General features: G+C 63.6%; 24 protein-coding genes. 9 read left to right on the forward strand and 15 right to left on the reverse strand.

The genetic code is table 11. The features are described from left to right. Positions 1-132 precede the first annotated feature (132 nt). Positions 133-1275 (forward strand): alpha-hydroxy acid oxidase, encoded by a 1143-nt coding sequence (locus JOD78_RS04785; protein WP_034331575.1) that lies wholly within the window; start codon positions 133-135, stop codon positions 1273-1275. A 78-nt stretch (positions 1276-1353) separates the two neighbouring features. Here JOD78_RS04785 and JOD78_RS04790 read toward each other — a convergent pair whose 3' ends face one another. From JOD78_RS04790 to mltG, 7 genes are all read right to left on the reverse strand, one after another. Further along, the gene (locus tag JOD78_RS04790; protein ID WP_034331576.1) at positions 1354-2025 is read right to left on the reverse strand and encodes an ankyrin repeat domain-containing protein; all 672 of its coding nucleotides are present in this window, start codon (positions 2023-2025) and stop codon (positions 1354-1356) included. Next, a complete protein-coding gene (locus JOD78_RS04795) occupies positions 2022-2801 on the reverse strand; it encodes a TatD family hydrolase (protein ID WP_034331577.1) in 780 nt (259 codons plus the stop codon). Before JOD78_RS04795 ends, JOD78_RS04790 begins: the two co-directional genes overlap by 4 nt. A gap of 86 nt (positions 2802-2887) precedes the next feature. Next, the gene (locus JOD78_RS04800) at positions 2888-3436 is read right to left on the reverse strand and encodes a response regulator transcription factor (RefSeq protein WP_121041455.1); all 549 of its coding nucleotides are present in this window, start codon (positions 3434-3436) and stop codon (positions 2888-2890) included. Between the two features lie 39 nt (positions 3437-3475). Further along, on the reverse strand, positions 3476-4804 hold the full coding sequence (locus tag JOD78_RS04805) for an ATP-binding protein (protein WP_121041457.1): 1329 nt from the start codon (positions 4802-4804) through the stop codon (positions 3476-3478). Positions 4805-4883: 79 nt separating this feature from the next. Continuing rightward, a complete protein-coding gene (locus tag JOD78_RS04810; RefSeq protein ID WP_121041459.1) occupies positions 4884-5921 on the reverse strand; it encodes a DNA polymerase III subunit delta' in 1038 nt (345 codons plus the stop codon). A gap of 10 nt (positions 5922-5931) precedes the next feature. After that, positions 5932-6540 carry a dTMP kinase gene (tmk, locus tag JOD78_RS04815; protein WP_121041461.1) on the reverse strand — a complete coding sequence of 203 codons (609 nt, stop codon included), beginning with the start codon at positions 6538-6540 and terminating at the stop codon, positions 5932-5934. A 46-nt stretch (positions 6541-6586) separates the two neighbouring features. After that, positions 6587-7567, reverse strand: coding sequence for an endolytic transglycosylase MltG (gene mltG, locus JOD78_RS04820; RefSeq protein WP_121041463.1), 981 nt, complete (start codon positions 7565-7567; stop codon positions 6587-6589). A gap of 145 nt (positions 7568-7712) precedes the next feature. On the opposite strand from mltG, the gene JOD78_RS04825 reads away from it, so the two are divergent. From JOD78_RS04825 to JOD78_RS04835, 3 genes are read left to right on the forward strand one after another with little or no spacing between them, the layout of a single operon-like run. After that, the gene (locus tag JOD78_RS04825) at positions 7713-8777 is read left to right on the forward strand and encodes a folate-binding protein YgfZ (RefSeq protein ID WP_121041465.1); all 1065 of its coding nucleotides are present in this window, start codon (positions 7713-7715) and stop codon (positions 8775-8777) included. 44 nt (positions 8778-8821) lie between these two features. Then, positions 8822-9121: a DUF4936 family protein gene (locus JOD78_RS04830; protein ID WP_209566696.1), complete on the forward strand. Its 300-nt coding sequence runs from the start codon at positions 8822-8824 to the stop codon at positions 9119-9121. Next, positions 9112-9960, forward strand: a complete 849-nt coding sequence (locus JOD78_RS04835) for an NRDE family protein (RefSeq protein WP_209566697.1) — start codon at positions 9112-9114, stop codon at positions 9958-9960. Before JOD78_RS04830 ends, JOD78_RS04835 begins: the two co-directional genes overlap by 10 nt. A gap of 227 nt (positions 9961-10187) precedes the next feature. Here the strand turns inward: JOD78_RS04835 and JOD78_RS04840 are convergent, their stop codons facing one another. The 6 genes from JOD78_RS04840 to JOD78_RS04865 all read right to left on the reverse strand — a co-directional run bounded on the left by JOD78_RS04840 (position 10188) and on the right by JOD78_RS04865 (position 18018). Beyond that, positions 10188-11075 carry a glycerophosphodiester phosphodiesterase family protein gene (locus JOD78_RS04840; RefSeq protein WP_209566698.1) on the reverse strand — a complete coding sequence of 296 codons (888 nt, stop codon included), beginning with the start codon at positions 11073-11075 and terminating at the stop codon, positions 10188-10190. A gap of 114 nt (positions 11076-11189) precedes the next feature. After that, entirely contained in the window at positions 11190-13280 is a 2091-nt protein-coding gene (locus JOD78_RS04845; protein WP_134135801.1) for a phospholipase C, phosphocholine-specific, read from the reverse strand. A gap of 32 nt (positions 13281-13312) precedes the next feature. After that, the gene (locus JOD78_RS04850) at positions 13313-14035 is read right to left on the reverse strand and encodes an energy transducer TonB (RefSeq protein WP_209566700.1); all 723 of its coding nucleotides are present in this window, start codon (positions 14033-14035) and stop codon (positions 13313-13315) included. 7 nt (positions 14036-14042) lie between these two features. Next, positions 14043-14441 carry a biopolymer transporter ExbD gene (locus JOD78_RS04855; protein ID WP_121041477.1) on the reverse strand — a complete coding sequence of 133 codons (399 nt, stop codon included), beginning with the start codon at positions 14439-14441 and terminating at the stop codon, positions 14043-14045. Continuing rightward, positions 14438-15163, reverse strand: a complete 726-nt coding sequence (locus tag JOD78_RS04860) for a MotA/TolQ/ExbB proton channel family protein (protein WP_121041479.1) — start codon at positions 15161-15163, stop codon at positions 14438-14440. The genes JOD78_RS04855 and JOD78_RS04860 overlap by 4 nt, the downstream gene beginning before the upstream one ends. Before the next feature lie 53 nt (positions 15164-15216). Next, positions 15217-18018, reverse strand: coding sequence for a TonB-dependent receptor (locus JOD78_RS04865; protein ID WP_209566702.1), 2802 nt, complete (start codon positions 18016-18018; stop codon positions 15217-15219). Positions 18019-18437: 419 nt separating this feature from the next. On the opposite strand from JOD78_RS04865, the gene JOD78_RS04870 reads away from it, so the two are divergent. From JOD78_RS04870 to JOD78_RS04885, 4 genes are read left to right on the forward strand one after another with little or no spacing between them, the layout of a single operon-like run. Further along, positions 18438-19547 (forward strand): LacI family DNA-binding transcriptional regulator, encoded by a 1110-nt coding sequence (locus tag JOD78_RS04870; protein WP_121041483.1) that lies wholly within the window; start codon positions 18438-18440, stop codon positions 19545-19547. A 56-nt stretch (positions 19548-19603) separates the two neighbouring features. Beyond that, on the forward strand, positions 19604-20899 hold the full coding sequence (locus tag JOD78_RS04875; protein WP_204726519.1) for an extracellular solute-binding protein: 1296 nt from the start codon (positions 19604-19606) through the stop codon (positions 20897-20899). An 8-nt stretch (positions 20900-20907) separates the two neighbouring features. Beyond that, positions 20908-21792, forward strand: coding sequence for a sugar ABC transporter permease (locus tag JOD78_RS04880; protein WP_121041487.1), 885 nt, complete (start codon positions 20908-20910; stop codon positions 21790-21792). Then, positions 21786-22682, forward strand: coding sequence for an ABC transporter permease subunit (locus JOD78_RS04885; RefSeq protein WP_209566704.1), 897 nt, complete (start codon positions 21786-21788; stop codon positions 22680-22682). The genes JOD78_RS04880 and JOD78_RS04885 overlap by 7 nt, the downstream gene beginning before the upstream one ends. Positions 22683-22733: 51 nt before the next feature. Here JOD78_RS04885 and JOD78_RS04890 read toward each other — a convergent pair whose 3' ends face one another. After that, complete coding sequence (locus JOD78_RS04890; RefSeq protein ID WP_134222598.1) at positions 22734-23432, reverse strand: type 1 glutamine amidotransferase domain-containing protein; 699 nt, start codon at positions 23430-23432, stop codon at positions 22734-22736. A gap of 134 nt (positions 23433-23566) precedes the next feature. On the opposite strand from JOD78_RS04890, the gene JOD78_RS04895 reads away from it, so the two are divergent. Further along, positions 23567-24478: a LysR family transcriptional regulator gene (locus JOD78_RS04895; RefSeq protein ID WP_199725067.1), complete on the forward strand. Its 912-nt coding sequence runs from the start codon at positions 23567-23569 to the stop codon at positions 24476-24478. Positions 24479-24564: 86 nt separating this feature from the next. On the opposite strand, the gene JOD78_RS04900 is transcribed toward JOD78_RS04895, so the two are convergent. Beyond that, positions 24565-25890 (reverse strand): dicarboxylate/amino acid:cation symporter, encoded by a 1326-nt coding sequence (locus tag JOD78_RS04900; RefSeq protein ID WP_121041495.1) that lies wholly within the window; start codon positions 25888-25890, stop codon positions 24565-24567. Between the last annotated feature and the right edge of the window lie 194 nt (positions 25891-26084).

Raw genomic sequence — 26084 nt, forward strand, 5'->3', positions numbered from 1 at the left:
CAAGCGCGGCAGGTATGCACTAGCATAACGGGCATTCTGCAGTCCTTTTGTCCGCAGCCCGATTCCGGTTCGTGTCTGCAAGCCCAACACAAGGCGGCCCTGGCCGCCCACCATAACAACGGAGAAAACACCATGCCGGTCATGACCTGTGTCGAAGACTTCCGCCTGCTGGCCAAGAAGCGCGTTCCCAAGGCGTTCTACGATTACGCCGACAGCGGCTCCTACACCGAGAGCACCTATCGCGCCAACACCAAGGATCTGGCCGCCTTGAAGCTGCGCCAGCGCGTTGCCATCAATGTCGATGAGCGCAGCACCCGCAGCACCATGATCGGCCACGACGTGACCATGCCGGTGGCCATCGCCCCGACCGGCCTGACCGGCATGCAATGGGCCAATGGCGAGATGCTGGGTGCCATCGCGGCCGAGAAATTCGGCATCCCCTTCACCCTCTCCACGATGAGCATCTGCTCCATCGAGGACGTGGCCAGCGTGACCACGAAACCCTTCTGGTTCCAGCTCTACGTGATGCGCGACCGTGGCTTCGTGCAGTCCCTGATCGACCGCGCCAAGGCCGCCAAGTGCTCGGCCCTGGTGCTGACGCTGGACCTGCAGATCCTCGGCCAGCGTCACAAGGACCTGAAAAACGGCATGTCCGTGCCCCCCAAGCTGACCCTCGACACCCTGCTCGACCTGGCCAGCAAGCCCGGCTGGGCGCTGCGTGCACTGGGCGGCCGCAAGACCTTCGGCAACCTGGCCGGCCACATCAAGGGCGGTGAAGGTGCCGGCGGCGTGCAGACACTGTCCAAGTGGACCGCCAGCCAGTTCGACCCGACCCTGAACTGGGAAGATGTCGCCTGGATCAAGCAGCAATGGGGCGGCAAGCTGATTCTGAAGGGCATCCTCGATGTGGAAGATGCCAAACTGGCCGTGCAAAGCGGTGCCGATGCCATCGTGGTCTCCAACCACGGTGGCCGCCAGCTCGATGGCGCCATGTCCTCCATCGAAGCCCTGCCCGCCATCGCCGAAGCCGTCGGCGACCAGATCGAAGTCTGGTTCGACGGCGGCATCCGCTCTGGCCAGGATGTGTTGAAGGCGGTCGCCCTGGGCGCACGCGGCACCATGATCGGCCGTGCCTTCCTCTACAGCCTCGGCGCCATGGGCGGCGATGGCGTGTCGCAGATGCTGGAAATCATGCGCAAGGAACTCGACGTCAGCATGGCACTGACCGGTACCAAGGACATCAAGGACGTCGGTCCGCAGATTCTGGTGCGCTGAAGCAGCCGACCATGTAAAACGTCCCGGTCCACCGTGAGGTGGCCGGGACGTTTCCTTTTGCGGGACCGAATGTGCGGCTTACTGGCGCGGTTTGACGTTGAGCACGTCGATCACGCCCTCCTGCCCGTAGCGGCGGGCCAGGTCCATGGCAGTCAAGCCATCCTTGTTCTTGAGCGTGAGGTCAGCGCCGTTGTCGCGCAGCACTTCCACTGCCGCAACGCGGCCGCGCATGGCGGCCAGCATGACGGGCGTCATTTTGTCATCGGGGGACTCGGCATCGACATAGGCCGAGGCATCCAGCAGCAGCTTGACGATCTCGGAGCTGCCATTGATGGCGGCGTAATGCAGGGCGGTCCAGCCGGGACGGTTGACCTCGACCTCGCGCGCCAGCAACAGCTTCACCACAGGGATATTGCCGTAGAAGGAGGCCAGCATCAGCGGCGTGTCACCGTTGGTGGCCTGGGCTTCCAGGTTCACATCGGGCGCATTGACCAGCACGTCGAAAGCCTTCATCGAATCTTCGCGGATGGCCAGCATCAGGCCGGTATAGCCGCGCTTGGGCTCGATCAGGTTGGGCCCCATGCCGCGCTGCATCAGCTGCTTGAGGAAATAGACATTGTCCATGCGGATGGCCTGGAAATAATCTTCATACGCACCCGCGCGGGCGGCCCCCGGCAACAGCAGCGAGGTATAAAGGACGATACGGCCGATGCCGCCGAAGCGGGCGCGCAGCTTTTCCAGCAGGGTCATGGCTTGATTCCGAACAGCTTGAAGAAATTGTCAGAGGTCTGGCGCGCCACTTCGGCCGCGCTGATGCCGCGCAGGTCGGCGATGAATTCACCGACATGGCGCACGTAACCTGGCTCGTTGGTCTTGCCCCGGAACGGAACCGGTGCCAGGTAGGGCGAATCGGTTTCGATCAGCATGCGCTCCAGCGGAATGGTGCGGGCGACTTGCTGCAAGTCCTTGGCCGATTTGAAGGTGACGATGCCGGAGAAGGAGATGTAGAAGCCCAGTTCAATGGCCGCATCGGCCACCGCCTGTGATTCCGTGAAGCAATGCATGACCCCGGCCACGCCGCCCGCCTGTGGGCTGGCACCCTCTTCCTGCAGGATGCGGATGGTGTCTTCCGACGCAGAACGGGTATGGATGATGAGCGGCTTGCCAGTGGCCCGCGAGGCGCGGATATGGGTACGGAAGCGCTCGCGCTGCCATTCCAGGTCACCCTGCAGGCGGTAGTAATCCAGCCCGGTTTCACCGATGGCGACGATGCGCGGATGGTCCGCCAGGCGGATCAGCTCATCGAGCGTCGGCTCGGGGGTGTCTTCGTAGTCCGGATGCACGCCGACCGAGGCGTAGACGTTGGGATATTGTTCGGCCAGGGCCAGCACCTGCGGGAAATCCGGCAGGTCGACCGAGACGCACAGGGCATGGCTGACCTGGTTGTCGGCCATCTTGCCGAAGATCTCGGGCAAGCGCGCCGCCAGGTCGGGAAAATTGATGTGGCAATGGGAATCGATATACATGGCCGCTATTGTAAAGCCATGCCGACAGGCTGTCGCCCCTGCTTGCCGGGTGCTTACCTTTCGTTACAGAGCCGCGCGAGGTCGGCTCAGCGTGCCACCGGCCGCTTGGCCAGCTTGCGCTGCAGGGTGCGGCGGTGCATGTTCAGCGCCCGTGCGGTGGAGGAAATATTGCCTTCGTGCTCGGCCAGCACGCGCTGGATATGCTCCCATTCCAGTCGTTCCAGCGACAGTGGCGATGCCTCTTCCACCGGCAACACGGGCTCATCCACTGCCTCGCCTTCGGCCACGTACGAAAGCGCCGAGAGGATGGAATCCACATTGGCCGGCTTGGCCAGGTAGTTATCTGCCCCGGACTTGATGGCCTGCACCGTGGTGGCGATGCTGGCATAGCCGGTCAGCACCAGCAGGCGCGCCTCCGGCAACGCCTGGCGCAGCGGCCCGACCCATTGCAGGCCGGAATCCTTTTCCAGCTGCAGGTCGATGGTGACGTAGTCGAAACGCTCGCGGCGCGCGGCCTCCAGCGCCTCTTCGCCGGTGTGGGCGACGACGGCACGAAAGCCGCGCCGTGCCAGCGAACGTGCCAGCGTGCTGGCAAAGACGTCATTGTCATCGAGGATCAGGAAGGCGGCACTCATGGGGATATCCGTAAAACCAGAAGAATGAAGGATGGCGGTTCACACCAGGGGGAAGCGCAACTGCGCGACCGTGCCCTGGCCCGGCGACGAGCGCAGCTTCAGCTTGCCGCCCAGGTGGGTGGCGCTGGCCGAGGCCAGCATCAGGCCGATGCCCGAGCCGCCCGAACTGCTGGCCACCGGCCCGTGGCCCAGGCGCTGCAACAGTTCCGGGCTGATGCCGGCGCCATTGTCGGAGACCTCGATGATCGCCATGGTGCGCCCCGGCTTGCCGGAGGCGGCAGATCCGCCCTCGCCCGCCTCGGCCGGTGCCAGGCGGATGCGGATTTCGCCCTGGTGGCCGAGGCCGCGCACGGCGTGGGCTGCATTGTCCAGCAAGGTCAGCAGGATCTGCGACAAGTCCTGCAACTGGCTGGCCCGCCAGCCCGGCTGATGTACCTCGGCCGCCAGCAGCACGGCCGGATGGCGCAGGCGCCAGCCTTCCAGCAGGCTGGTGAGCCAGGGCGTGATGGGCGCGCTGTCTTCATTGCGCAACTGGGCATCGGCGTCGAGCCGCATGTTTTCCAATGCGGCCTTGCAGACGGCGATCTGTTCCTCGACCACCCGCACGTCTTCCTCATAGGCCGCCAGCGCGGGATTGCTGGCCATGTCGCGGCGCATTTCGCCAGCGATCACTGCTACCGTGGACAGCGGTGTATTGAGCGCATGGGCGGCACCGGCAGCCTGGGTGCCGAGGGCGACGATGCGATGGCTCTGCAGCTGGCGCTCGCGCGCCTGTGCCAGCTGGCCGTCGCGCAAGCGCACGGCCGCTGCGATGCGGCTGACGAACCAGGTGATGAGCAAGGCCGAGATCGAGAAGTTGATCCACATCCCGGCCAGGTGATAGGCCATCGCCTGCCCGTGGTCGTGGATGTGCAGCGGCTGGTAAAAGTACACCAGCCCCGAATAGCAGCCCAGCGCACACAGGGCCAGCAGCAAGGCATAGGGCCAGGCCAGCGTGGCAGCGCCTGCTGCCAGTGCCGGCAGGTAGAAGGAAACGAAGGGATTGGTCGAGCCGCCCGAAAAATACAGCAGCGCCGTCAATACCGTCACATCCAGCAGCAATTGCATGAACAGTTCGGCCTGCTCGGCCGGCCGCGCCCAGCGCATGCGCAGCCAGGTGGCAGCGTTGATGAGGGCCTGCAGGCCGATCAAGGCCAGCAGCGCCGGCAAGGGCAAGGCGATATGCAGCCAGGCATGCGCCCCGGCCAGCACCAGCAGCTCGCCCGCCACCATGGCCCAGCGCAGCCAGAACAGCCGCGACAGAAGCAGGTGCTGCGGCTGGTTCATCTGCTCGGAGACGGGAATGAAGAAGGAGGTCAGCGACATCATGCCGGAATTATACGGTCCGGCACGCCGCTTCCCCCCAGGCGCGGCGATTTGCCGCAGGCCCGGCCTGGTCGACGCGGCGTCAATCGAACAAGCGCGCGTAATCGATCAGCATTTCCTCAATGAACAGCTTGGCCGACAAGGGGTGATCCGCAATGGCGCGGCGATCGCCCATGCCGCGCAAGGCCTTGGACACGGCCAGCGCATCGACCCGTTCGGCCAAACGCCCCAGTTCCTTGCCATACCGCGGGTAGTAGCGCACCACCCCGGCCGACTTCAGCGACAGCAAGTCATACAGCCAGCGCTGCACCCAGCCGACCAGGTCGGCGGCCGGCGTTTTCTGCAGTTTGTCGGCAGCGCGCAAGGCACCATCCACGCCGGGCTGGGCCAGGTGGCGCAGCAATTCATCCAGGGCATCACGGCCCTCGCCCTGGGCAGCTTCCAGCGCGGCCAGCGGTGCCCCCCCCTGCTCGGCCAGCCAGGCATCGGCATCCTTGACGCCCTGCTGCTTGAGCCAGGCCAGCGCTTCGTCATGGCCGGGTGCGGTCAGGGCGAACTTGCGGCAGCGCGACAGAATGGTCGGTAGCAGGCGGTCCAGGCGATTGGACAGCAGCAGGAACATGGTGCCCGGCGGCGGTTCTTCCAGCGTCTTGAGGAGCGCATTGGCGGCCGCCGTGTTGAGCGCTTCGGCCGGATACAGCATCACCACCCGCAAGCCCGAGCGGTGGGTGGAAACGTTCATGAAATCGGCCAGCGCACGGATCTGGTCGATCTTGATGTCCTTGGAGGGGGCCTTGCTGGCCTTGGCGGTTTTCTTTTCTTCACCTGCTTCGTCTTCGGCGGTCTCATCGTCCAGTACTTCAGGGCGCACGCGCCGGTAGTCAGGATGATTGGATTGCGAGAACCAGTTGCAGGAGGCACATACGCCGCAGGCATGGGCCTCTGGCGTGGGCGATTCGCACAGCAGGGACTTGGCGAAGGCTTCGACGAACTGCGTCTTGCCGGTGCCGGCCGCGCCATAGAACAGCAGCGCATGCGGCAGGCGTTCACGCAGCTGCTGCAACTGGCGCCAGCTCTCGCCCTGCCAGGGCAGCAATACCTCGGAAACGGTCACGGACATGCAGCCTCCCTCACAGCGCTGCCACGATGGCGCGCAGTTCTTCCTGGATCACCGGGATGGGACGCGTGGAATCGATCAGGCGGAAACGCTGCGGGAACTGCGCGGCGCGGCGCAGGTATTCGGCGCGGGTGTTGGCGAAGAAATCGGCCTTTTCCTGCTCGAACTTGTCCAGCGTGCGTTCGGCATCCAGCCGCGCCCGCGCCACTTCCAGCGGCACATCGAAGAGCAGCGTCAGATCCGGTTGCAGATGGGGATGGACCCACTGTTCGAGGCTGTCCAGCTTGTCCAGCGCCAGCTTGCGGCCGCCCCCCTGGTAGGCGAAGGTGGCATCGGTAAAACGATCCGAGATGACCCAGTCGCCGCGTGCCAGGGCCGGCTCGATGACCTGGGCCAGATGCTCGCGGCGCGAGGCGAACATCAGCAGGGCTTCGGTTTCCAGATGCATCTTGTGATGCAGGACCAGCTCGCGCAGGCGTTCGCCCAGGTCGGTGCCGCCGGGTTCACGGGTGGCGACCACAGTCATGCCGCGCTCGCGCAGCAGCTGGGTCACGAAAGGAATGTGGGTCGACTTGCCGGCGCCGTCGATGCCTTCGAAGGTGATGAATTTGCCTGATGCCATGAAGGTATCGCTACTCAATGAATGAAACGGTAAAAGAAAGACTGGCTCAACGCTGGTAGCGGTTGACGGCCTGGTTGTGTTCGTTCAGGTTGCTGGAGAAATGGCTGGTGCCATCCCCGCGCGCCACGAAGTATAAGGCCTCGGTCTTGTCCGGGTTCAAGGCCGCCGCCAGAGAGGCTGCTCCGGGCAAGGCAATCGGCGTGGGCGGCAGACCGGCGCGCGTGTAGGTGTTATAGGGGGTGTCGGTGAGCAGGTCGACTTTGCGGATCTTGCCCTGGTAACGGTCGCCCATGCCATAAATCACGGTCGGATCGGTTTGCAGCAGCATGCCGGTGCGCAGGCGGTTGACGAAGACCCCGGCCACCATGCCACGCTCGGATTTCTGCCCGGTCTCCTTCTCGACGATGGAAGCCATGGTCAGCGCCTCATAAGGCGTACGGTACGGCAGCGACAGGTCGCGCCGCGCCCAGGCTTCGTTGAGCTTCTTGCTCATGAGGGCGAAGGCCTGTTTGTAGACCTGCATATCACTGGCCCCCTTGGCGAAGAGGTAGGTATCGGGGAAGAACAGGCCTTCCGGGTAGGTGTATTCGTTGGTCAGCTTGGCCAGGATCTGCTGATCGGTCCAGGTGGCGGTATCGTGCTTCAGGGCGGGTTGATCGGCGATGGCCTTACGCATCTGCTTGAAGGTCCAGCCTTCGATCACCGTCAGCGCTTCCTGGGCGAATTCCCCGCGCACCAGTTGCAGCAGCAGGCGCTGCGGCGTGTAGCCGGGCTTGATTTCATAGCTGCCGGCCTTGATGCGGCCGCCTTCGCCGGACAGGCGCGCGTACAGGGCAAACAGGTCGGGGTTGACCGGCACCCCGGCCGCGGCAATCTGCTGGGCAGCGCCGTTGACGCCCGCGCCCGGCGTGATGGTGAAGGCAATCACTTGTCCGTTCGGCTCCACGATGGGCTGCCTGGACCAATAGACGCCTGCCCCTGCCACCAAGGCTGCCAGCACCAGCAATGTCACAAATAACTTCTTCATACCAGAGGCGAAATCCTTGTTGCTCCGACGCGATTTTTCGGAGATCACTATAATCGAGGCATCAATGATAATCGCTGGCACGACAGTTGCCTAATTTGCCGGACCGACCGACCCGGCAAGACGTAATCCGTAAAAGATTTCCTTTATGACAGACATGACTTCTTCGCCCTCCGGCTGGCGTGACTTTCTGGCGCAACAAGGCGCCCAGTTCGACGCCGAGAGTGGCGACATCACAGGCTTTGGCCCGACCGCCCCGGCACCGCAAAGCCTGGAAAGCTTCATGGCCCCGCTCACCAGCCTGGGCCTGATCACAGCCACCGGCGAGGACGCCGCCAGCTTCCTGCATGGGCAGCTCACCAATGATGTGCAACAGCTCGACAGCAGTGCGGCCCGCCTGGCCGGCTATTGCTCGCCCAAGGGCCGTCTGCTGGCGACCTTCCTGATGTGGCGCGACGAGCAGGCCATCTGGCTGCAACTGCCGCGCAGCCTGCAGCCGGCGATCCAGAAGCGTTTGCAGATGTTCGTGATGCGTGCCAAGGCAAAACTGGCCGATGCCAGTGCCGAACGTGCCGTGCTTGGCCTGGTCGGCCCGGCCACGGCCAATGCCCTCGCTGAATGGTTCCCGGTCTTGCCGGCGGCCCCCTACGCCAAGATCGACAACAGCCACGGCACCCTGATACGCCTGGCCGATGCCGCCGGCAGCCCGCGCTACCAGTGGATCGCGCCGGTCGACATCCTCACCGCCGCCTGGCCCAAGCTGGCCCAGCATCTGACCCCGACGGCCAGCCTGGCCTGGCGGCTGTCGGAGATCCGTGCGGGCGTGCCGGGGATCGTGCAAGCCACGCAGGAGCAGTTTGTCCCGCAGATGATCAATTTCGAACTGATCGGGGGCGTCAACTTCAAGAAGGGCTGCTATCCCGGCCAGGAAATCGTGGCGCGCAGCCAGTACCTGGGCAAGCTCAAGCGCCGTACCATGCTGGCCACCATTGCCAGCGCCGAGGCACGCGCCGGGCAAGAAGTCTTCGCTGCCGCCGATCCGGGGCAGCCCTGCGGCATGGTGGTCAACGCCGAAGCGCTGGATGCGGAGCACGCACTGGCTTTGGTGGAAATGAAACTGGCCGCTGCCGAGGATGCCGTGCATCTTGGTGCCGCCGATGGCCCGGCCCTGCATTTCCACGCCCTTCCCTATGAGCTGGCCGATCCGCAATAAGCGGCGCGCCGCCTGAGCCACACCGCAGCCATAGGGACGCATCCATGGATCTCTACATTTACTATCGGGTCGACAGTGCGCACGCGACTACCCTGTTCGGCAAGATCAAAGGCGTGCAAGCCATGCTGCAAGCGCGTCTGGGCATCGCCGGCGCGCTCAAGCGGCGTCCCGGCGAACAAGACGGCCTGCAGACCTGGATGGAAATCTACCAGGGCATCCTGCCCGCTTCCGCTGAGGACTTCACCCAAACCCTGGACCGCGCGCTGGCAGATTCCGGCGCAGCGGCGCTCATCAGCGGCGAACGCCACGTCGAGCACTTCGAGGATGTTGCGCCATGTGCCTGATCATCTTCGCCTGGAAAGTGATCCCCGGCATGCCGCTGATCCTGGCGGCCAACCGGGACGAGTTCTATGCCCGCCCCGCCGCCGATGCCGGCTGGTGGAACGACCATCCCCACATTTACGCCGGGCGCGATCTGCAAGGCGGCGGTACCTGGCTGGGCGTGACCCGGGACGGACGTTTTGCGGCGCTCACCAATGTGCGCGCACCTTCGGAGCGACGGGCCGATGCGCCCACACGCGGGCAACTGGTGGCCGACTATCTGGCCGGAGACCTTGATCCGCAAGCCTACTTGCGCCAGATCGAACCGCAAGCGCAACGCTACAACGGCTTCAACCTGCTGCTGGGCAACCGGGAAACGATGGTGTGGTATTCCAACCGGGGGCAGGAGGATCCGCGCAACGGACAGCCTTTGGAGTATGGCGTCTACGGCATTTCCAACGCCTTGCTCGATACCCCATGGCCCAAGCTCACCCGCGCCAAGGCGCAATTTGCCAGCCTGCTGTGCCAGGGAGCTCCGGAAGAGACCTTCTTCGAGATGCTCACTGATGGCACCCGCGCCAATGATTGCCGCTTGCCCGATACCGGGGTGGGGCTGGAGAAGGAGCGCATGCTCTCGCCCATCTTCATTCGCTCCCCGGACTACGGTACCCGCTGCTCGACGGTGCTGCGCGTGCCCATCGTCGGTGAGCCGGTGCTGACCGAGCACGTGGTCGATCCTATGGCAATGCAATATAGTGCCGAGCCGGCCACGGACAAGGCTTGCAAGATTCCGTGCAAACCACGTGTGCAAGAAGCTTCACCAGAAGACGGGCTGCAGGGTGAAACCACACGCCCGGCGTGATGATTCGGCTTCACATGAGCCCATCGAGAAATAAGCAAATCGAATATCTGATATACGAAAGATAAATTGGCTGAATTTGGTGCGGAGCAGTAAAGTTGCACCTGTCTCCTCCAATTTCCTCCTAAAGAATTGGATTGAAGCCCACACCGCAAGGTCGTGGGCTTTTTTTTCGTCCATACACGGCGATACCGGGCCAACGGGATTGCTCCCGCCGCCCGGTGCCGCTCTCAACGCAACTTCTTGCGCTTCAACCACGCCAGCAATCGCTGCGGTTCATCGGTCTGGATGATGCTCACCCCACTGGCGATGAGCTTGCCCCACACTTGCTCGGGATGAACCACCGCCACCGTATCGAGGAAAGGTCCGGCCAGATCCATGGGCCGTCCGCTGTCGATGTCGATCGCCATGGTGTTGACCAGCAGGCGTACCGGCCTGCGCCCGATCGCCTGAACTGCCTCGCCGACTACGGCAGGATCACGGAAGATGATCTGCAACACCGTCGGCTCCTGTCGGGCCATGGTTTGCAATTGCCCGCTGCGCGCTGACGCTCCGGTCTTTTCATCGAAATACAGCGTCTGCACGGCAATGCCCAGCGAACGCGCCCAGGCCACCTGCTGCGCATCGACACCTGCATTGATGTTCAGCAGCACGTCGCGCGCGGTATCCGTCTCCAGGATCGCCGCCACCATTGGCCCGATGTCCGCCGCCTTGACATCCAGATTGAGCAGGATGCGCCCGCGCGCCGCAGCCAACGCTTCTTGCAGCGTAGGCACCCGGCGCGCGGTCAGGGACGCGCCTTTGCCACCGCCGCGCGCATACAGGCGCAGGGCCTGAATCTCGGCCAGCGTAAGGTCGGCCACCGCGCCATGTCCGTTGGTCGTGCGATCCACGGTCTCATCGTGCATCAGCACCAACGCGCCATCGCGCGTAGTGCGGACATCGATTTCTCCGATATCGATGCCTTCGGCGATGCAGCGACGGATGCCATCGAGCGAATTCTCCGAGGTTTCAGTCCAGCAGCTGCGGTGCGAGGACACCAGCACCGGGCCGGTCGCGGTGGTCAGCGCCGACTGACGCCAGGCAAGGGGTGCTGCTTGTGCGAGAGCTTGATCCATGAGCAGGCAAAAGGTACAGGTGAGGAGAAAACGGCCAAGAGAATGCATGAAAACTTCCTGGTAGATGAAGGAATGTAAAAATGGGCCGTCCTGAAATGACCCATGAAGAAATGACTAGGTGACGAAAAAGGACGGACGCCCGGTTTCCACATGCCCCGCCAGCCGGCGCGCAAAACCCGGCCTGTCCTCGCTCTGGACCAGCAGGTCGTACCAGTGGTGACTGTTTTGCAGCGGCCATCGCAGCGTGGCCGACTGCCCCGGTGCCAGCGCAGCCGTACGCGCAGGCTGCCCGTAGGCCTGATCCCGCAGCACCAGGCGCACTACTTGCGCACCCGGATTGGTCAAGGCCAGTACCAGCTCGCCACGCTCGCCATCATGGCGCACCTGCACTACCGGCCCGGCATCGCCGCCAGCGTCCAGGCTGCCTCGCAGCTCGCGCAGGAAACCGTTGGGGCCGTACACCTTCAGGTCGTAGACGCCCGCCGGCCCGACGCCGCGCCATTGCGCCGTCAGTGACTTGCCCGGTTGTACGGTGAAGGTCTGGTAGCGTTCGCTCTCCTGACGGGCATACACCTGATAGACCACACCCGCCTTGCCGGGGTTGAGGAACTCCAGCTGCAGAGCGCCCCCTTGTGGCAGCGGCAGGTCATCCACCGCCAGCACATACGGCAAGGCCCGCGCCGGCCGCATGCCGCGCTCCTGCTGCGGCATCATCGGACTGGCAGGCGCCACGGGTGCGGGCAGGCGGGCCTGCGCATCCGACAGCGCGCGATAGGCCGAGGTGTCGGGCAAGACCGGACTGGCCACGTCGCGGCGACTGAAATCGAAGGCCGAGGTCAGATCCCCGCACACCGCGCGCCGCCATGGGCTGATGTTGGGTTCGTGCACATCGAAGATCTGCTCCAGGAAACGGATGACCGAGGTATGGTCGAACACTTCCGAGCACACATAGCCGCCCTTGGACCAGGGCGAGATCACCATCATCGGCACCCGCGCCCCCAGCCCGGCGGGCAGGTCATCGGCCGGGTTGACGTAGTCGCCCAGCCGATGGAATTCGCCGCTGACCTCTACCGTTGACTGGCCCTGCCCCCCATGCAGCGGCGGCGTGGGCGGTGCCACGTGGTCGAAGAAACCATCGTTCTCGTCGTAGTTCACCAACAGTACGGTGCTGCTCCACAGCGCCGGATTGGCGGTGAGGATGTCCAGCACCTGGCTGATGTAATGCGCGCCGTAGCCGGGAGTGCGGTCAGGATGCTCGCAACTGAGCTTGGGCGGCATCAGCCAGGATACCTGCGGTAGCGTGCCGCCGTTGACATCACGCGCCAGGTCGGCCAGCGTGAACTTGCTGCAGGCCTTCTGCCACAACGGCGAATCGGGCGCGGCATTCTGGTACTGCGCGAAAAAATACTGCAGCACGTTGAAGTCGCTCGGATAGTCGCCGTGGTCCTTGTGCAGGTCATCGGTCCCCTGATACACCTTCCACGACACGCCATGCTGCTCCAGCCGCTCCGGATAGGTGGTCCAGCGGAAACTGTCGGCACCGTTGCGGCGCTCGCCCGGCACCCCGGACCAGCTGCCGGTACGCGGCTGGAAGGTCATGGGTCCACCTGCCCTGCCCTGCAGGTCGATGCCGCCGCTCATCATGTGAAAGCGATTGGGATTGGTCGACCCCAGCACCGAGCAGTGATAGGCATCGCAAATGGTGAAGGCATCGGCCAGCGCGTAGTGGAAAGGCAGGTCTTCGCGCGTGAAGTAGGCCATGGTCACGGTGTCCTTCTTGGCCTCGATCCACTTGTCATAGTCGCCCCGGTTCCAGGCCGCGTGCTGATCCCTCCAGGCATGCGGCAGATTGCCGCCGGCGCGCCCGGCACTGGTGGTGGCCATCTCCATGCGATACGGCAGCACCAGCCGGCCCTGCGGATCGCGCTGGTGAAACACCGGGCTGCCGTCCGGCAAGGGACGCGGGATAGGATCAGCGAAGCCGCGCACGCCCTTCAGGCAGCCGAAATAATGATCGAAGGACCGGTTCTCCTGCATCAGGATCACCACGTGTTTCACATCCTTGATGGTGCCGGTCGGTGACGAGGGGGCCACTGCCAGCGCCTTGCGGATGCTGGCTGGCAAGGCCGTCAGTGCCAGCGCCGCGCTGCCGGTGCGGGCAGCATTCTTGAGGAAATGGCGGCGGCCGGGGGATTTTCTGTTCATCGGCGAATCTCGCAATCTTCGTATTGTTACGCTCAGTTCAGACTGAAGCGCAGTTCGACCTCACCCAGCACCGGCTCATCGGTGCGTGAGAACTTCCATTGCATCAACGCCTTGGTCGCGGCCTGGTCGAACAGCTTGGGCGGCTGCGCGCGCACGATCTGCACGGCGCTGACTGAGCCATCCTTCTCGATGGCCAGGTGGGCCACCACCACACCTTCGGTATTGCTGGCCAGGGCTTTGGGCGGGTAGTCCGGCTCAACTCGCTTCAGCGGCACCAGACCGCGCCGTACCTCGCCGGGCTGGGCCTTGGGCGCAGGCGCCGCCGGTGCCGGCGGCGTACTGGGCGCAGCGGCAGCAGGGGCAGGCTGACTGGGAGACACCGGGGCTTGCACTTCCTGAGACGGCGCGCTCGGTGCGGGCACCACCGGAGCCGGCTTCGGCGTGGGCGCTGGCTTGGGCGGGACCGGTTTGGGCGGCGGCCTGGGCGTCGGAGGCACCGGCGTCGGCGGTGTGGGCGCAGGCAACGGCGGTGCCTCGGCAATGCTCACCAGCTTCATCACCTTGACCGGTTCGGGCGGAGGTTCGGGCACCTGTGCCTTGGGCCAGGCCAGCAGCACGATGGCGCACTCGACCGCCACCGCCACGCCGACCGCCAGCGGCCAGCGCAGGGCGCTGCCGGCGGGTACGGCGGGTGGCTGATCCTGCCAGGAAGATGACGGCGCGGCGGACCGCGGCAGGGTCATGGAATGACGCATATCCACCTCAATGCTTGGCCGCAATGCCGATGTCTTCGACCCCGGCAGCGCGGGCCACATCCATCACGTGCAGCAGGTTTTCCAGCGACACGTCCTTGTCGCCGGCTACCAGCACTTCCAGCTTGGCGGTCCGGGCGCGCTCTTTCAGTTGGCCAACCAGCGCATCATGCTCAACCGGCTTGCCTTCGAAGAACATGGCCCCCGTCTTGTCCACCACGATGGTGAGCGACTTGCTGGGCAGCGTGGCGGCACTGGCGGCTTGTGGCACGTTGATCTTGAGTCCGCTCACATCGATCATCTTGAGCATCGTCACCATGAAGAAAATGAGCAGGAACATCATGATGTCGATCATCGGGATGATCTCGATATGCGGCTCATCCGACTGCAGGTAGCGGGTGCGGCTCATGATGCGGCTCCGGCATAGACGACCTCGGCGGCGCGCTTGATGACGGGCTTGCCCTGCCCGGAGGCTGGCGACTCTCCGGCCTGACGCACCACGATGGATTCTTCCAGCAGACAGTGCTGCTTGATGAAGACCAGCTTGATCAGATCCAGCTCCAGCAGCGCCAGGCGCACTCGCTTGGAGAAGTAACTATTGGCCGCCACCCCGGCGATGGCCACCAGCAAGCCGCAGCCCGTGGCCAGCAGGGAGTGGCCGATACCGTTGGTGACCGCCCCGCTGCTGCTGCCGGCGGTGCCCAGCACATTGAAGGATTCAGTGATGCCGATGATGGTACCGAGCAGGCCGATCAGCGGGCCCAGCGTAATGGCCGCACCCAGCAGCCACAGTGCGCGGTCCAGTTCGGGCATGGTCCGTACGATGGCCTCGTCGATGTAACGATCCATGGCCTCGCCCGAGGCCAGTGCACGCGACTCCACGGCCGCATGCAGGGTCGGGCCGAAGACCGTGTTGCGATAGCGCTGGGCGATCTCCTGCAAGGCGGCGTCGCTGCGGTGATCGGCGCGCAGCAGCGCCTGGTCGATCTGCTTGCCCGACGGCAGGCAGCGGGCAAAGAAGATGAAGCGCTCGACCGAGACGGCCAGCACGACCAGCAGCAACAGGGCCAGGACGGGAATGATGCCCATCGATTGGCGGCTCAGTTCCAGGAGTTGTTCAAGATTGGACATGGCGTTTCCTTACAGGGGGGAGGTACAAAGGGTGAGTCAAACAAAACAATGCATCACAGGTTCTTGGGGCTGTAGTTCACTCCGAGCCAGATCATCCGGCCCATGGAGAAGGTGTCCTTGAGCTGGTCCTTGTTGGGACCAGTGACGCTGGTCACCGGCGAATTGGTCAGGTTGGCCACCTCGGCAAAGGCGCGCCAGCCACCGCCCAGGTCGTAACGGGCCTGCAGGTCGATCTGCTTGCGGGCCTGCCAGTAGACATCCTGGCTGGGCAGGCTGGCGTCGACCAGGCGCAGGCTGCGGCCGGTCCAGTTGTAGGCGGCCGAAAGATCCAGCTTCTGGTAGTTGTAGAACACGGTAAGGTTGCGGATCTGGTCGGGCTGGTTGACCAGGTTCTGGATGGTGCGCGTACCGCCACTGCTGGTGGCGGCGTTGAGCCGGCCGTCCAGGAAACTCAGGTTGGCGCTGAAGCCTAGGCCTTGCAGGGCCGGGCTGATCCAGCCCAGCGAACTCTGCACGTAACTCAGTTCCACGCCGTTGATACGCGAGCTGGAGGCATTGACCGGCTGGGTGATCGAGGCCGCACGGGTCGCGCCGTTGTAGAACAGAGTGCCCTGGCTGGAAAGGGTGTAGATCTCGTTCTTGATCTTCTTGTTGAACACCGCCAGCGACACCAGGCTGGAATTGGGCAGGTACCACTCGGCCGAGGCATCGAGGTTGGTCGATTCGCGCGGCTTGATGTCCGGATTGCCCTGGGTCACGGTGACCGAGCCATCGGTGTTCTGGCTGATCGTGGTGTTGGGCGCATAGGCATCGTAGTTGGGACGGCCGATGGTCTGGCTCGCCGCCAGTTTCAGCTTGACGGCATCGGTGGCGCTGAAGACCAGCGACGCTGCCGGCAGCAGATAGTTGTAACTGGAATCCTTGGTCTGCGACACCCAGGTGGTGCTGCCATTGCTGACGTTGCGCACATTGCCGGTGGTGGAAAGATTCGTATTGTCCTGGCGCAGCCCAAACAATGCGCTCCAGCGATCGGTGCGGTAGGCCCCCATCGCATACAGAGCCGCGGTCTGTTCACTGTGCGAGTAATTGCTCTGCAGGCTGTTGACACTGTTGGCGCTGCTGGCGGCGATCTGTCCCTGGTTGGCCGCGAACTGCTGCCAGGCCTGGGCACCGTTGACCAGGATGAAGGGCAAGCCGCCGCTGTAGGGCATGATGGTGCCGGATACCGAACCATTGCCGGCCAGCGTCAGCCCGCCCGAGGTCGGGAAGTACTGGTTGTTGACGTAGTCATAGCTGTGCTCCAGGCGGCGATAATCGACGCCCACGCCGGCACCCAGTCCGCGGGCATCCTGGTCCATGTTCCAGCGGTAATCCAGCTTCACGTCGCCGACCTGGTCATCGATGCTGACCATCTCCTTGCGCCAGTAATAAGCCTGCCAGTTGTTCAGGTTGGTGAAGTTGGAAGGATTGTTCAGTGCGACCGAAGGCTCGAAACCGGAGGTGTTGTAGCTCATGCCGAGCGCATTGGTGCCGCTCAGGACCGGTGCCGATCCCGCCCCCGGATAGGCGAAGTTGGCAAAGATGTACTTGGCCAGCTCGCGCGGTTCACGGTGCTGGGCTTGCGAGTAGGAAGAACGCAGCGATAGCACCTGGCTGTCGTCGAGCTTCCAGTCCAGTCCGCCCTGCAGGGCCGATGTGGTGCGCTTGATGGTGGAGGCAGCATAGCCGGCTTCGGCCTCGCCGCGCGCGAACTGCCCGCTGGTGGCGGACTGGTTCAGGACCGGATTGTTGCCGGTGCTGCGGCTGTCGTCGATGAAGGTTTCATTGCGCAGGATGTGGGTGGAATCGCTGTTGTAGCCAAAGCCCAGGAAGCCGTAGACATCCGGGGTGAAGCGCCCTTCCAGCTTGGCATTGAAGCCGCTGGTCTCGCTGTTCTTGAGGTGCTGCCAGTACTTGAACTGCTGCGGCACCGGGAAACCGTTGCCGGTGTTGGGCCCGCCGGATGCCGCCGGATTGGCGATGCTGCCGTTGGCGTTGTAATAGTTGTAGAAGATGTTGTCGGTGGTCATGTGACCGATGGAGACCGTGTTTTCCTTCTCGAAATTGGCCGAGATCACGTAGCCGAAACGATTGTCCGGACCAAAGGTGTTGCTGAAGGTGACATCCGACTTCTTGGCCAGACCCTCCGCGCCCGAAGCGACCTTGCCGCTGCCGCCGGCGTGGCCGAGGGCACCGGTGGCGCTGAACATGGGTTTGCCGCCGTTATCGAAGGCGCTGCGGCTGACGATGTTGACCGAGCCGCCGACCGCATTGGGATCCATGTCCGGAGTCCAGGTCTTGAAGACCTGCACTTCCTTGACCATCGAGGCCGGCAGCATGTTCGTACGGGCGCTGCGGGTGGTCTGGTCGACCGAGGCCAGCGGTGCGCCGTTGATGGTGACGTTGTTGTAGCTGCCATCAAGCCCGCGAATGGCGATGAACTGGGCCTTGTCCCGACCGTTCACATTATCCGGGTTGAAACTGACCGATACGCCAGCCACGCGCTTGACCACATCGGTCACCGTGGAATCCGGCAGGCGCTCCACCTGCTCGCGGGTCACGCTGTCCATCACACGCTCTTCCACCTGCTTGCCGGCCACCGCCGCACTGGTCTGGCTGCGCTTGCGCGTGACCACCACGCTGTCGAGGCGCTTGACGCTCCCATCCTGGGCTGCCGGCGCCCCATCGGCCTGGGTCGTGGCAGCAGGCGAAGCGGTGTCATCGGCTGCCCGCGCCAGCAGCGGCAGCACCGACAGCATCGCCAGGCTCATCAAAGACAAACGTCGGTACTGCGGACTTCCACTGCGGTAAGACATGGTATTCCCCTGAAAATCAAGTCGTGGCGAAAAGGCGTGCGCATCCGGATCAGCCATGGCGGCGGGATGCGAAGCGGGCTATCATTTATAGAACGTTCTAATTTCAGAAAGAAAAAAATGGCAGTCTTTACAATAAGTCCCTGCCACTATTCTTTTTTGGCAACTTTGTTTCAGTTGCTTTACATTAGAACGTTCTAATAGACTCGTATTTTCTCGAAGATTTGTGACCTCGTGATTACATCCGATGCACTTGTCGCAAAAACATTTTTGGCGGCTACCCAGCCCGGTTGTGCATGGCGTCATATATGATTGCGCAGCGCGGCACGCTCTTGCGCCGCCGCAACCCGACGCCGACCTGACATGACTTGCCTGCTCCGCTCCTCCCCGTCCTCGCTGCGCTTGCGCCAACCGCTCCGTTCATGAGTCGCCTCACCATCAAGGATGTCGCCAAGGCGGCTGGCGTCAGTTTCCAGACCGTCTCGCTGGTGCTGAACCACCCGGAGAAAGTCGCCCCGAGGACGCGCGAGCTGGTGCAAGCGGCCATCGATTCGCTCAATTTCATCCCCAACGTGGCCGCCCGCTCGCTGCGCAACATTTCCACGCGCACGCTGGCCTGCGTGATGTTCAATGGTTCGTCCTACGACGAACGCTCCGAGCGCACCCAGGACACCCACTATCACAACGTGGTGCAGACCCTCACCCGCGCAGCCGATCGCGCCGGCTATACGCTCCTGCAACGCAATCTGATGCGCGAAGACGAAGCCTCGCTGGTCTATGTGCGCGACCTGTTCCTGGCCGGACGCATCGACGGCATGATTGCCATGGTCAATCGCGCCGGCAATCCGGTGGTGAATGAATTGCATCGGCTGGGCTACCCCTGCGTGGTCTATGGCATGGCCGACCCGGCTTGTCACCACGTCGTGCAATCGGACCGGCAGGCCGGGCTGGCCGTGGTCGAACACCTCTATCGCACCGGCTGCCGCCGCATCGCCCTGGTGACCGGGCCGCACAAGGATCATGAACAGGGAAAATCGCGCGAGGACGGCGTACCGACTTCCAGCGAAGCGCGCTATTTCGGTTATCTCGACGGACTGGAAAAGTGCGGCCTGACGCCGCGCCCGGAATGGATAGTGACCGGAGACTGGTCGCTGGAAAGCGGCTATCGCGCGGCCGCCCAGCTCTGTCACCAGTCCGAGCGTCCGGACGCCATCTTCCTCGGCAATGACCGCATGGCGCTGGGCGCGCTCAAGGCGCTCTACGACCTTGGCGTGAAGGTGCCGCAAGAGATCAGCGTGGTGGGCTTCGACAACATGCGCTATGCCGACTTCAGCATCCCGTCCCTCACCAGCGTGGACGCGCCCATGCTGGAGATGTGCGAGTTTGCCGTGAAGCTGCTGCTGGAACGCATCGAGCTGCGCCAGGAGCAACGCAACCAGTCCGGTGATGCTGCCGCCGCCCAGGCGGCCCTGGTGCAGAAGATGTTCTCGACGCACCTGGTGATCCGCGACAGTACCCGCCCGGTCATGTGAAGCATCCTGCCCGTCCTGGCCGCGCACGCTGCCGCCTCACTCTCTTCCGGCACTGCATGGCATTGCTGCTGGTCTTGGCGGTGCCGCGCGCGCAGTCGGCCAACTTCGAATTCTGGAGCAGCCACAGCGGCCCCATGGCCCAGGCCGTGCGGCAACTATGCGCCGGCTTCAATGCCGCACAAAAGCAGCATCAGGTACGTTGTGTCACGCCCGGCTCCTACGAGCAGACCATGCAGAAGACCATCGCCGCCTATCGCGCCGCGCAACAACCTGCGCTGGTGGAAATCTACGATGTCGGCACGCTGGACATGATGCTGAGCGGAGCCATCGTGCCGGTCCACCAGTTGATGGCAGCGCATGGCTACCACGTGGACTGGCAGGATTACCTGCCCGCGATCCGCAGCTATTACACCGATGCCAAGGGGCAGTTTGATTCCCTGCCCTTCAATGTCTCCACCGCTGTTCTGTACCTGAACACTGCCAGGCTGCAGCAAGCCGGCATCAACACCCTGCCCGCCACCTGGGGTGAACTGGAGCAGGCCGCACGGCAGTTGCGCGCGGTTGGCCAGACCTGCCCGCTGGTGAGCGACTTCAATCCCTGGATCCTGCTGGAGCAGGTCAGCACCATCGAGGGCGCACCGCTGGCCGACCAAGACAACGGCCACCGGAGCCTGGCCACCCACTATCTGTTCGACCAGGGACTGCATCTGCGCTTCATGCAGCAGGTACAGCGCTGGCATCAGCAGCATCTGCTGGTGGAAGCCGCCGCCACCCGCACCGGGCGCCATACCCTGGCCTTCACTACCGGGGAATGCGCCATGCTGCTCGACTCCACCAGCGCCTGGCATGCCGTGGCGCGCAGCGGCCTGCCCGGACTGGCAGTGCTGCCGCTGCCGGTGCATGCCGGGAGTGCGCGCCACAACAGCGTACCCGGCGGCGCCTCGCTGTGGGTGATGAAGGGATTTGACGACCAGGTCTATGCGGCCGTGGCGGCCTTCATCGCTTATCTGCAGCAACCGCAGAACCAGCGTCTGCTGGTGCGGCAGACCGGTTACCTGCCCGTTACCCGCCAGGTGGCAGCCCAGATCATGGACGATGCGGGGCACTATCCGGCCTCGGTGGTGGCGGGCATTCATTCGCTGGATGCGAACGCTGGCCAGCCAGGAGTCGGACCGCGCCTGGGCTTCTTCCCGCAGCTGCGACTGGCCTGGACCGAGCAGGTGCAGACCGCACTGGCCGGCCAGCAGGACATGGCGAGTGCTTTGGCCAAGGCGCGCCGCCGGGGGGATGCCTTGCTGCAGCGTTTCCGCCTCACCTATGCCCCCGCCGATTCCCCTGCACCGCAGCGCTAGCACACATCATGGATACCCGCCCCGCCTTCCCTGCCCGCTGGTTCCCCCTGCTGCTGGCCACGCCGCAGATGCTGATCGTGTTTCTGTTCTTCCTGTGGCCGGCCGTCAAGGCGATCGCCTGGTCCTTCTATCTGGTACGTCCCTTCGGCAACGGTTCGCGCTTCGTCGGACTGGACAACTACCTGCGCATTCTCACCGATGACGGTTTCTATGCCTCCCTGCGCGCCACGCTGGTCTTCACGGCCGGCAGCACCCTGCTGGCCGTGACCATCGCCCTGGCACTGGCGGCCTGCCTGGAACTGGATGTGCGCGCCAAGCGCCTGCTGCGCAGCATCTTCATCTGGCCCTATGCCGTGGCCGGGGTAGTGGTCGGTATCGTGCTGAAGGTCTTGATCAATCCGGTTACCGGTTTGCTGGCTTTTCTCAACCACCTCTGGCCGGGCCTGTGGGCACCCCATCTGGCTGGCCAGCAAGCCATGCTGGTACTGATCGCGGCCTTCGCCTGGACCCAGGTGCCGCTGAACTTCATCCTGTTTTCTGCCGCCTTGCAGCGGATTCCCGCCGATCTGACGGGAGCCGCCGCCATCGATGGGGCTGGCCCGTGGCGGCGCTTCATGGATATCCAGTTGCCGATGATCGCACCGGCACTGCTGCTGGCCGGTGTCCTCAACGTGATCGAGGCCTTTACCCACGGCTTCGGGCTGGTGGACGCACTGACCCAGGGCGGACCCGGCCGCAGCACGGCGATCCTGGCCTATCAGATCTATTCGGATGGCTTCATCGGGCTGGACCTCTCGGGCTCATCGGCCTTGTCGGTGATCCTGATGCTGTTCATCGTGGCGCTCACGGTGTTGCAGCTGCGCTTCTTCCGCCAGGGAGCAGGACGATGGTAGAGCGCCATCCGCGCATGACCGCGCTGGCCTACTGCATCCTGGGGCTGGGCGTAGTGCTGGCCTTGGGGCCGCTGTACCTGATCCTGTGCTCGGCCAGCGTCTCCAGCCAGCAGTGGATCAGCCAAGGCATGCCGCTCATGCCAGGCACCGCGCTGCCGGACAATCTGCGCGAAGTGGCGCAGCGCATCGACCTCTGGCGCTATCTCTTCAACAGTCTGCTGGTGGCCGCTCTGGTGGTGACCGGCAAGCTGCTGCTGTCCTCGGTCACGGCTTTTGCGGTGACCTACTTCCAGCCGCGCTGCCGGGGCCTGATCCTGGTCTTGCTGTTCAGTGCCCTGCTGCTGCCATTGGAAGTACGCATCGTCCCGACCTATGCAGCGGCCTCTGACTTGTTCGAACCTCTGCGCAGCCTGTTGCAGGCGCTGGGCCTGGGTGGACAACATGCGGTGCCGTCGATCAGCCTGATCAATACCTATGCAGGCCTGTCCTTGCCGTTGGTGGCGTCCGCCACGGGAACCTTCCTGTTTCTGCAGTTCTACCGCACCATCCCGCCCGAGCTGGTGGAAGCGGCGCGCATCGACGGGACCGGGCCGTGGCGCTTCTACGTAGATATCCTCCTGCCGCTGTCGAAGACCAATTTTGCGGCGCTGGGATCCATCGTCTTCATCAATACCTGGAAAGACTACATGTGGCCCCTGGTCATCACCAGCCATGACCAGATGCGCACCATCACCCTCGCGCTGGCCAGCTTCCTGCCGGTAGAAAGCGGGCAGATGCCGCAGTGGAACCTGCTGATGGCGGCGGCCCTGGTGGCCATCGTGATCCCCGCCGTGTTCGTGGTGGCGGCGCAGCGCTGGTTCGTCAAGGGCATCGTCGGCACGGAAAAATAAAGGCCCGCCCCGCATGGGACGAGCCTTTCAACCAGCAGACGACAGGAAAAATCAGGCACCCAGTTCCAGCGCTTCCAACAACATTTCAGCCACGCGCTCGGAAGACTGCGGATTCTGGCCGGTGATCAGCTGGCCGTCACGGATGGCAAACACCTGCCAGTTGTCGGTCCCCTCAAAGACGGCACCCAGTTCACGCAGACGGCTCTCCAGCAGGAAGGGCACGACCTCGGCCAGTCCCACTTCGCGCTCTTCGGCATCTGTGAAGGAATTGACACGCTTGCCAGCTACCATCGGCTTGCCATCGGCCTTCACGGCCGACACCAGGCCAGCGGCACCGTGGCAGACTGAAGCAATGAACTTGCCGGCGGCATAGGCGCTCTCGACGGTCTTCTTGACGTTGGCATCGGTAGGCAGGTCCCACATGGTGCCATGGCCGCCGGGGAAGAACACCGCATCAAATGCGCCGACTTCGATTTCGCCCAGCGCACGCGTGGCCGCGATGCGCTGCTGCAGTTCCGCATCGGCCAGCATGCGTTCGACGATGGCATCGTTCTGACCTTGCGGCTTGACGCTGCCCGGATCGATCGGGGCCTTGCCACCGGCGGTGGAGGCGATGACGACCGAGGCACCGGCATCCACCAGGGCGTAGTACGGGGCCGCCAGCTCTTCGGCCCACAGGCCGGTGGGCTTGTCGGTGTCACCCATGCGGCTGCTGGAGGTGACGATCATCAGGATGTTGGGCTTCTTCATGGTGTTCCTTTCTTCACGAGGGAGGGACGGCATCTGCAGCAAAGCGGCATTGCCAGACTGCCGATCACTGTATTCCCATCAAAAACAAAGATAAACTCCATCCCTCTCAATTCATTCATTACACCATTGAACAAATGCGCAACTTCGATCCCGTCCAGTTAGGCAGCATCGAACTGTTCTGCAAAGCCGCCGAACTGGGCAGCTTCACGGCCGCCGCCGAGGCGCTGGGCCTGACGCCGGCCTCGGTGAGCCGTTCCATCAGCCGGCTGGAAGCTCGTCTGGGCGTACGGCTGTTCGCCCGGACCACGCGCCAGATCCGGCTGACCCGCGAGGGCGAGCTGTATCACGAGCAGTGCCGCCAGGCGCTGGAACAGATCGCCGAGGCCGAACGCATCCTCACCGGCCAGCAGAAAGTGCCCAGCGGCCCGCTGCGCATCAGCGTCGGCACGCCTTATGCGCACTATCGGCTGCTGCCGTTGCTGCCGCGTTTCCAGGCGGCGTTTCCGCAGATCGAGGTGGAATTGAGCATTGCGAACCGCGTCATCGATTTCGTCGAAGAGGGCTATGACCTGGCCATCCGCCTGGGCGTGCCGCAGGATTCAAGGCTGATCGCGCACACGCTGGAGGATGCCACGCTGGGCGTCTTTGCGTCCCCCTCCTATCTGGCCCGGCGCGGCACGCCCGACAGCGTGGAAGCGCTGAAACAACACGACTGCATCCAGTTCATCCTGCCCAGTACCGGACGCGCGATGCCGTGGATCTTCAAGGACGGACAAGGGCGCGACATGGATTTTCATTTCCGGAGCCGGCAGCGCATCCATGACGACGTACTGGGCTGCGTCAACTGGGCCATTGCCGGCGGGGGCCTGTTCCAGATCTATCACTTCATCGCGCAAGCCGCCGTGCAACGGGGCGAGCTGGTGGAAGTGCTGCAGTCGGCCGGGCATCGCACCCGGCGTTTCTCCATCCTGTATCCGCACAATCGCCATCTGTCGGCGCGGGTGCGGGCGTTTGTGGATTTCGTGATGCAGGCGGTGCGGCCATAAAACATCGGCCCCATCGCCACGCCAACTAAGACGCGAAGATGGGGCCGACGAGGCAATGGGTGCGGGAATGCTTCCCGCCTCCCTGCTTAGTGATGCATCTTGGCTTCGGTACGATCCAGGACGGCTTCAGGGGCTTGCGCGTCTTCCACGGTCTCGTTGTTCAAGACCTTGGTCAGGCGTTCGCTGTCCAGTTCACCGCTCCACTTGGCGACCACCAGGGTGGCCACGCCGTTGCCGATGGTGTTGGTCAGTGCGCGAGCTTCCGACATGAAGCGGTCGATACCCAGGATCAGCGCCAGACCGGCCACCGGCACGTGGCCCACGGCCGACAGCGTCGCCGCCAGCACGATGAAGCCCGAACCCGTGATGCCGGCTGCCCCCTTGGAGGTCAGCAGCAGCACGCCCAGAAGCGTCAGTTCCTGCACGAAGGTCATGGGGGTGTTGGTCGCCTGGGCGATGAACACGGCGGCCATGGTCAGGTAGATCGCGGTACCGTCCAGGTTGAAGGAGTAACCCGTCGGGATCACCAGGCCGACCACGGTCTTCTTGGCACCGGCGTTTTCCATCTTGGCCAGCATGCGCGGCAGCACCGATTCCGAGGACGAGGTGCCCAGCACGATCAGCAGTTCTTCCTTGATGTACTTGACGAACTTCCAGATCGAGAAGCCGTGCAGGCGGGTGATGATGCCCAGCACCACGAAGATGAACAGCAGGCAGGTCAGGTAGAAGGTGCCCATCAGCTTGGCCAGCGAGAACAGCGAACCGACGCCGTACTTGCCGATGGTGAAGGACATCGCGCCGAAGGCACCGATCGGGGCCACCTTCATGATCGCGCCCACCACCGAGAACAGCACGTGCGAGATCTTTTCGATGAAATCGAACACCAGCGTGCCGCGGCCGCCGAACTTGTGCAGCGCGAAGCCGAACAGCACTGCCACCAGCAACACCTGCAGCACGTCACCCTTGGCAAAGGCGTCCACCATGCTGGTGGGGATGATGCCCAGCACGAAGTCGGTCACCGAACCCATCTTGCCCGGGGCGGTGTAGGCGGCGATGCTCTTGGTATCCAGCGAAGCCGGATCGACGTTCATGCCCACGCCCGGTTGCAGGAAGTTCACCAGCAACAGGCCGATGATCAGTGCCACGGTGCTGACGATTTCGAAATACAGCAGGGCCAGGCCGCCGGTTTTGCCGACCTTCTTCATGTCTTCCATGCCAGCGATGCCGATGACGACGGTACAGAAGATGACCGGCGCGATGATCATCTTGATCAGCTTGACGAAGCCATCGCCCAGCGGCTTCATGGCTTCACCGGTAGACGGATAGAAGTGACCCAGCGCGATACCGATCACGATGGCACACAGGACCTGGAAATACAGGGATTTGTAAAGGGGCGGTTTTTGCGCCGACATAGTGCTTTCTCCTTGAAACATGGATGACCGGCGGGTCCGTGGAGACCTGCCGCCTGCCGTTGTCGGATCGTCGTCCGTTCTGGCGGGTACTTATTGTTTGTCCGGGAGAACTCCCCCTCCCCGGTTCGGCCGCAAGTATCTCGCAGTCATTTCCGGGCGGGTATTGTGGGAAACCACATAGCGTCACTAAAGAG

The organism is Herbaspirillum sp. 1130 (genome assembly GCF_017833835.1).
GTDB lineage: Bacteria > Pseudomonadota > Gammaproteobacteria > Burkholderiales > Burkholderiaceae_D > Herbaspirillum > Herbaspirillum huttiense.

What these genes read in the sequence shown, in the direction of transcription:
- JOD78_RS04825 (WP_121041465.1), top strand. Translation starts at nt 7,713, where the DNA reads ATGACAGACATGACTTCTTCGCCCTCCGGCTGGCGTGACTTTCTGGCG.
- JOD78_RS04890 (WP_134222598.1), bottom strand. Translation starts at nt 23,432, where the DNA reads ATGAAGAAGCCCAACATCCTGATGATCGTCACCTCCAGCAGCCGCATG.
- JOD78_RS04870 (WP_121041483.1), top strand. Translation starts at nt 18,438, where the DNA reads ATGAGTCGCCTCACCATCAAGGATGTCGCCAAGGCGGCTGGCGTCAGT.
- JOD78_RS04875 (WP_204726519.1), top strand. Translation starts at nt 19,604, where the DNA reads ATGGCATTGCTGCTGGTCTTGGCGGTGCCGCGCGCGCAGTCGGCCAAC.
- JOD78_RS04790 (WP_034331576.1), bottom strand. Translation starts at nt 2,025, where the DNA reads ATGACCCTGCTGGAAAAGCTGCGCGCCCGCTTCGGCGGCATCGGCCGT.
- JOD78_RS04835 (WP_209566697.1), top strand. Translation starts at nt 9,112, where the DNA reads ATGTGCCTGATCATCTTCGCCTGGAAAGTGATCCCCGGCATGCCGCTG.
- mltG (WP_121041463.1), bottom strand. Translation starts at nt 7,567, where the DNA reads ATGAAGAAGTTATTTGTGACATTGCTGGTGCTGGCAGCCTTGGTGGCA.
- JOD78_RS04900 (WP_121041495.1), bottom strand. Translation starts at nt 25,890, where the DNA reads ATGTCGGCGCAAAAACCGCCCCTTTACAAATCCCTGTATTTCCAGGTC.
- JOD78_RS04830 (WP_209566696.1), top strand. Translation starts at nt 8,822, where the DNA reads ATGGATCTCTACATTTACTATCGGGTCGACAGTGCGCACGCGACTACC.
- JOD78_RS04840 (WP_209566698.1), bottom strand. Translation starts at nt 11,075, where the DNA reads ATGGATCAAGCTCTCGCACAAGCAGCACCCCTTGCCTGGCGTCAGTCG.
- JOD78_RS04795 (WP_034331577.1), bottom strand. Translation starts at nt 2,801, where the DNA reads ATGTATATCGATTCCCATTGCCACATCAATTTTCCCGACCTGGCGGCG.
- JOD78_RS04785 (WP_034331575.1), top strand. Translation starts at nt 133, where the DNA reads ATGCCGGTCATGACCTGTGTCGAAGACTTCCGCCTGCTGGCCAAGAAG.
- JOD78_RS04810 (WP_121041459.1), bottom strand. Translation starts at nt 5,921, where the DNA reads ATGTCCGTGACCGTTTCCGAGGTATTGCTGCCCTGGCAGGGCGAGAGC.
- JOD78_RS04885 (WP_209566704.1), top strand. Translation starts at nt 21,786, where the DNA reads ATGGTAGAGCGCCATCCGCGCATGACCGCGCTGGCCTACTGCATCCTG.
- JOD78_RS04895 (WP_199725067.1), top strand. Translation starts at nt 23,567, where the DNA reads ATGCGCAACTTCGATCCCGTCCAGTTAGGCAGCATCGAACTGTTCTGC.
- JOD78_RS04850 (WP_209566700.1), bottom strand. Translation starts at nt 14,035, where the DNA reads ATGCGTCATTCCATGACCCTGCCGCGGTCCGCCGCGCCGTCATCTTCC.
- JOD78_RS04805 (WP_121041457.1), bottom strand. Translation starts at nt 4,804, where the DNA reads ATGATGTCGCTGACCTCCTTCTTCATTCCCGTCTCCGAGCAGATGAAC.
- tmk (WP_121041461.1), bottom strand. Translation starts at nt 6,540, where the DNA reads ATGGCATCAGGCAAATTCATCACCTTCGAAGGCATCGACGGCGCCGGC.
- JOD78_RS04800 (WP_121041455.1), bottom strand. Translation starts at nt 3,436, where the DNA reads ATGAGTGCCGCCTTCCTGATCCTCGATGACAATGACGTCTTTGCCAGC.
- JOD78_RS04845 (WP_134135801.1), bottom strand. Translation starts at nt 13,280, where the DNA reads ATGAACAGAAAATCCCCCGGCCGCCGCCATTTCCTCAAGAATGCTGCC.
- JOD78_RS04855 (WP_121041477.1), bottom strand. Translation starts at nt 14,441, where the DNA reads ATGAGCCGCACCCGCTACCTGCAGTCGGATGAGCCGCATATCGAGATC.
- JOD78_RS04865 (WP_209566702.1), bottom strand. Translation starts at nt 18,018, where the DNA reads ATGTCTTACCGCAGTGGAAGTCCGCAGTACCGACGTTTGTCTTTGATG.
- JOD78_RS04860 (WP_121041479.1), bottom strand. Translation starts at nt 15,163, where the DNA reads ATGTCCAATCTTGAACAACTCCTGGAACTGAGCCGCCAATCGATGGGC.
- JOD78_RS04880 (WP_121041487.1), top strand. Translation starts at nt 20,908, where the DNA reads ATGGATACCCGCCCCGCCTTCCCTGCCCGCTGGTTCCCCCTGCTGCTG.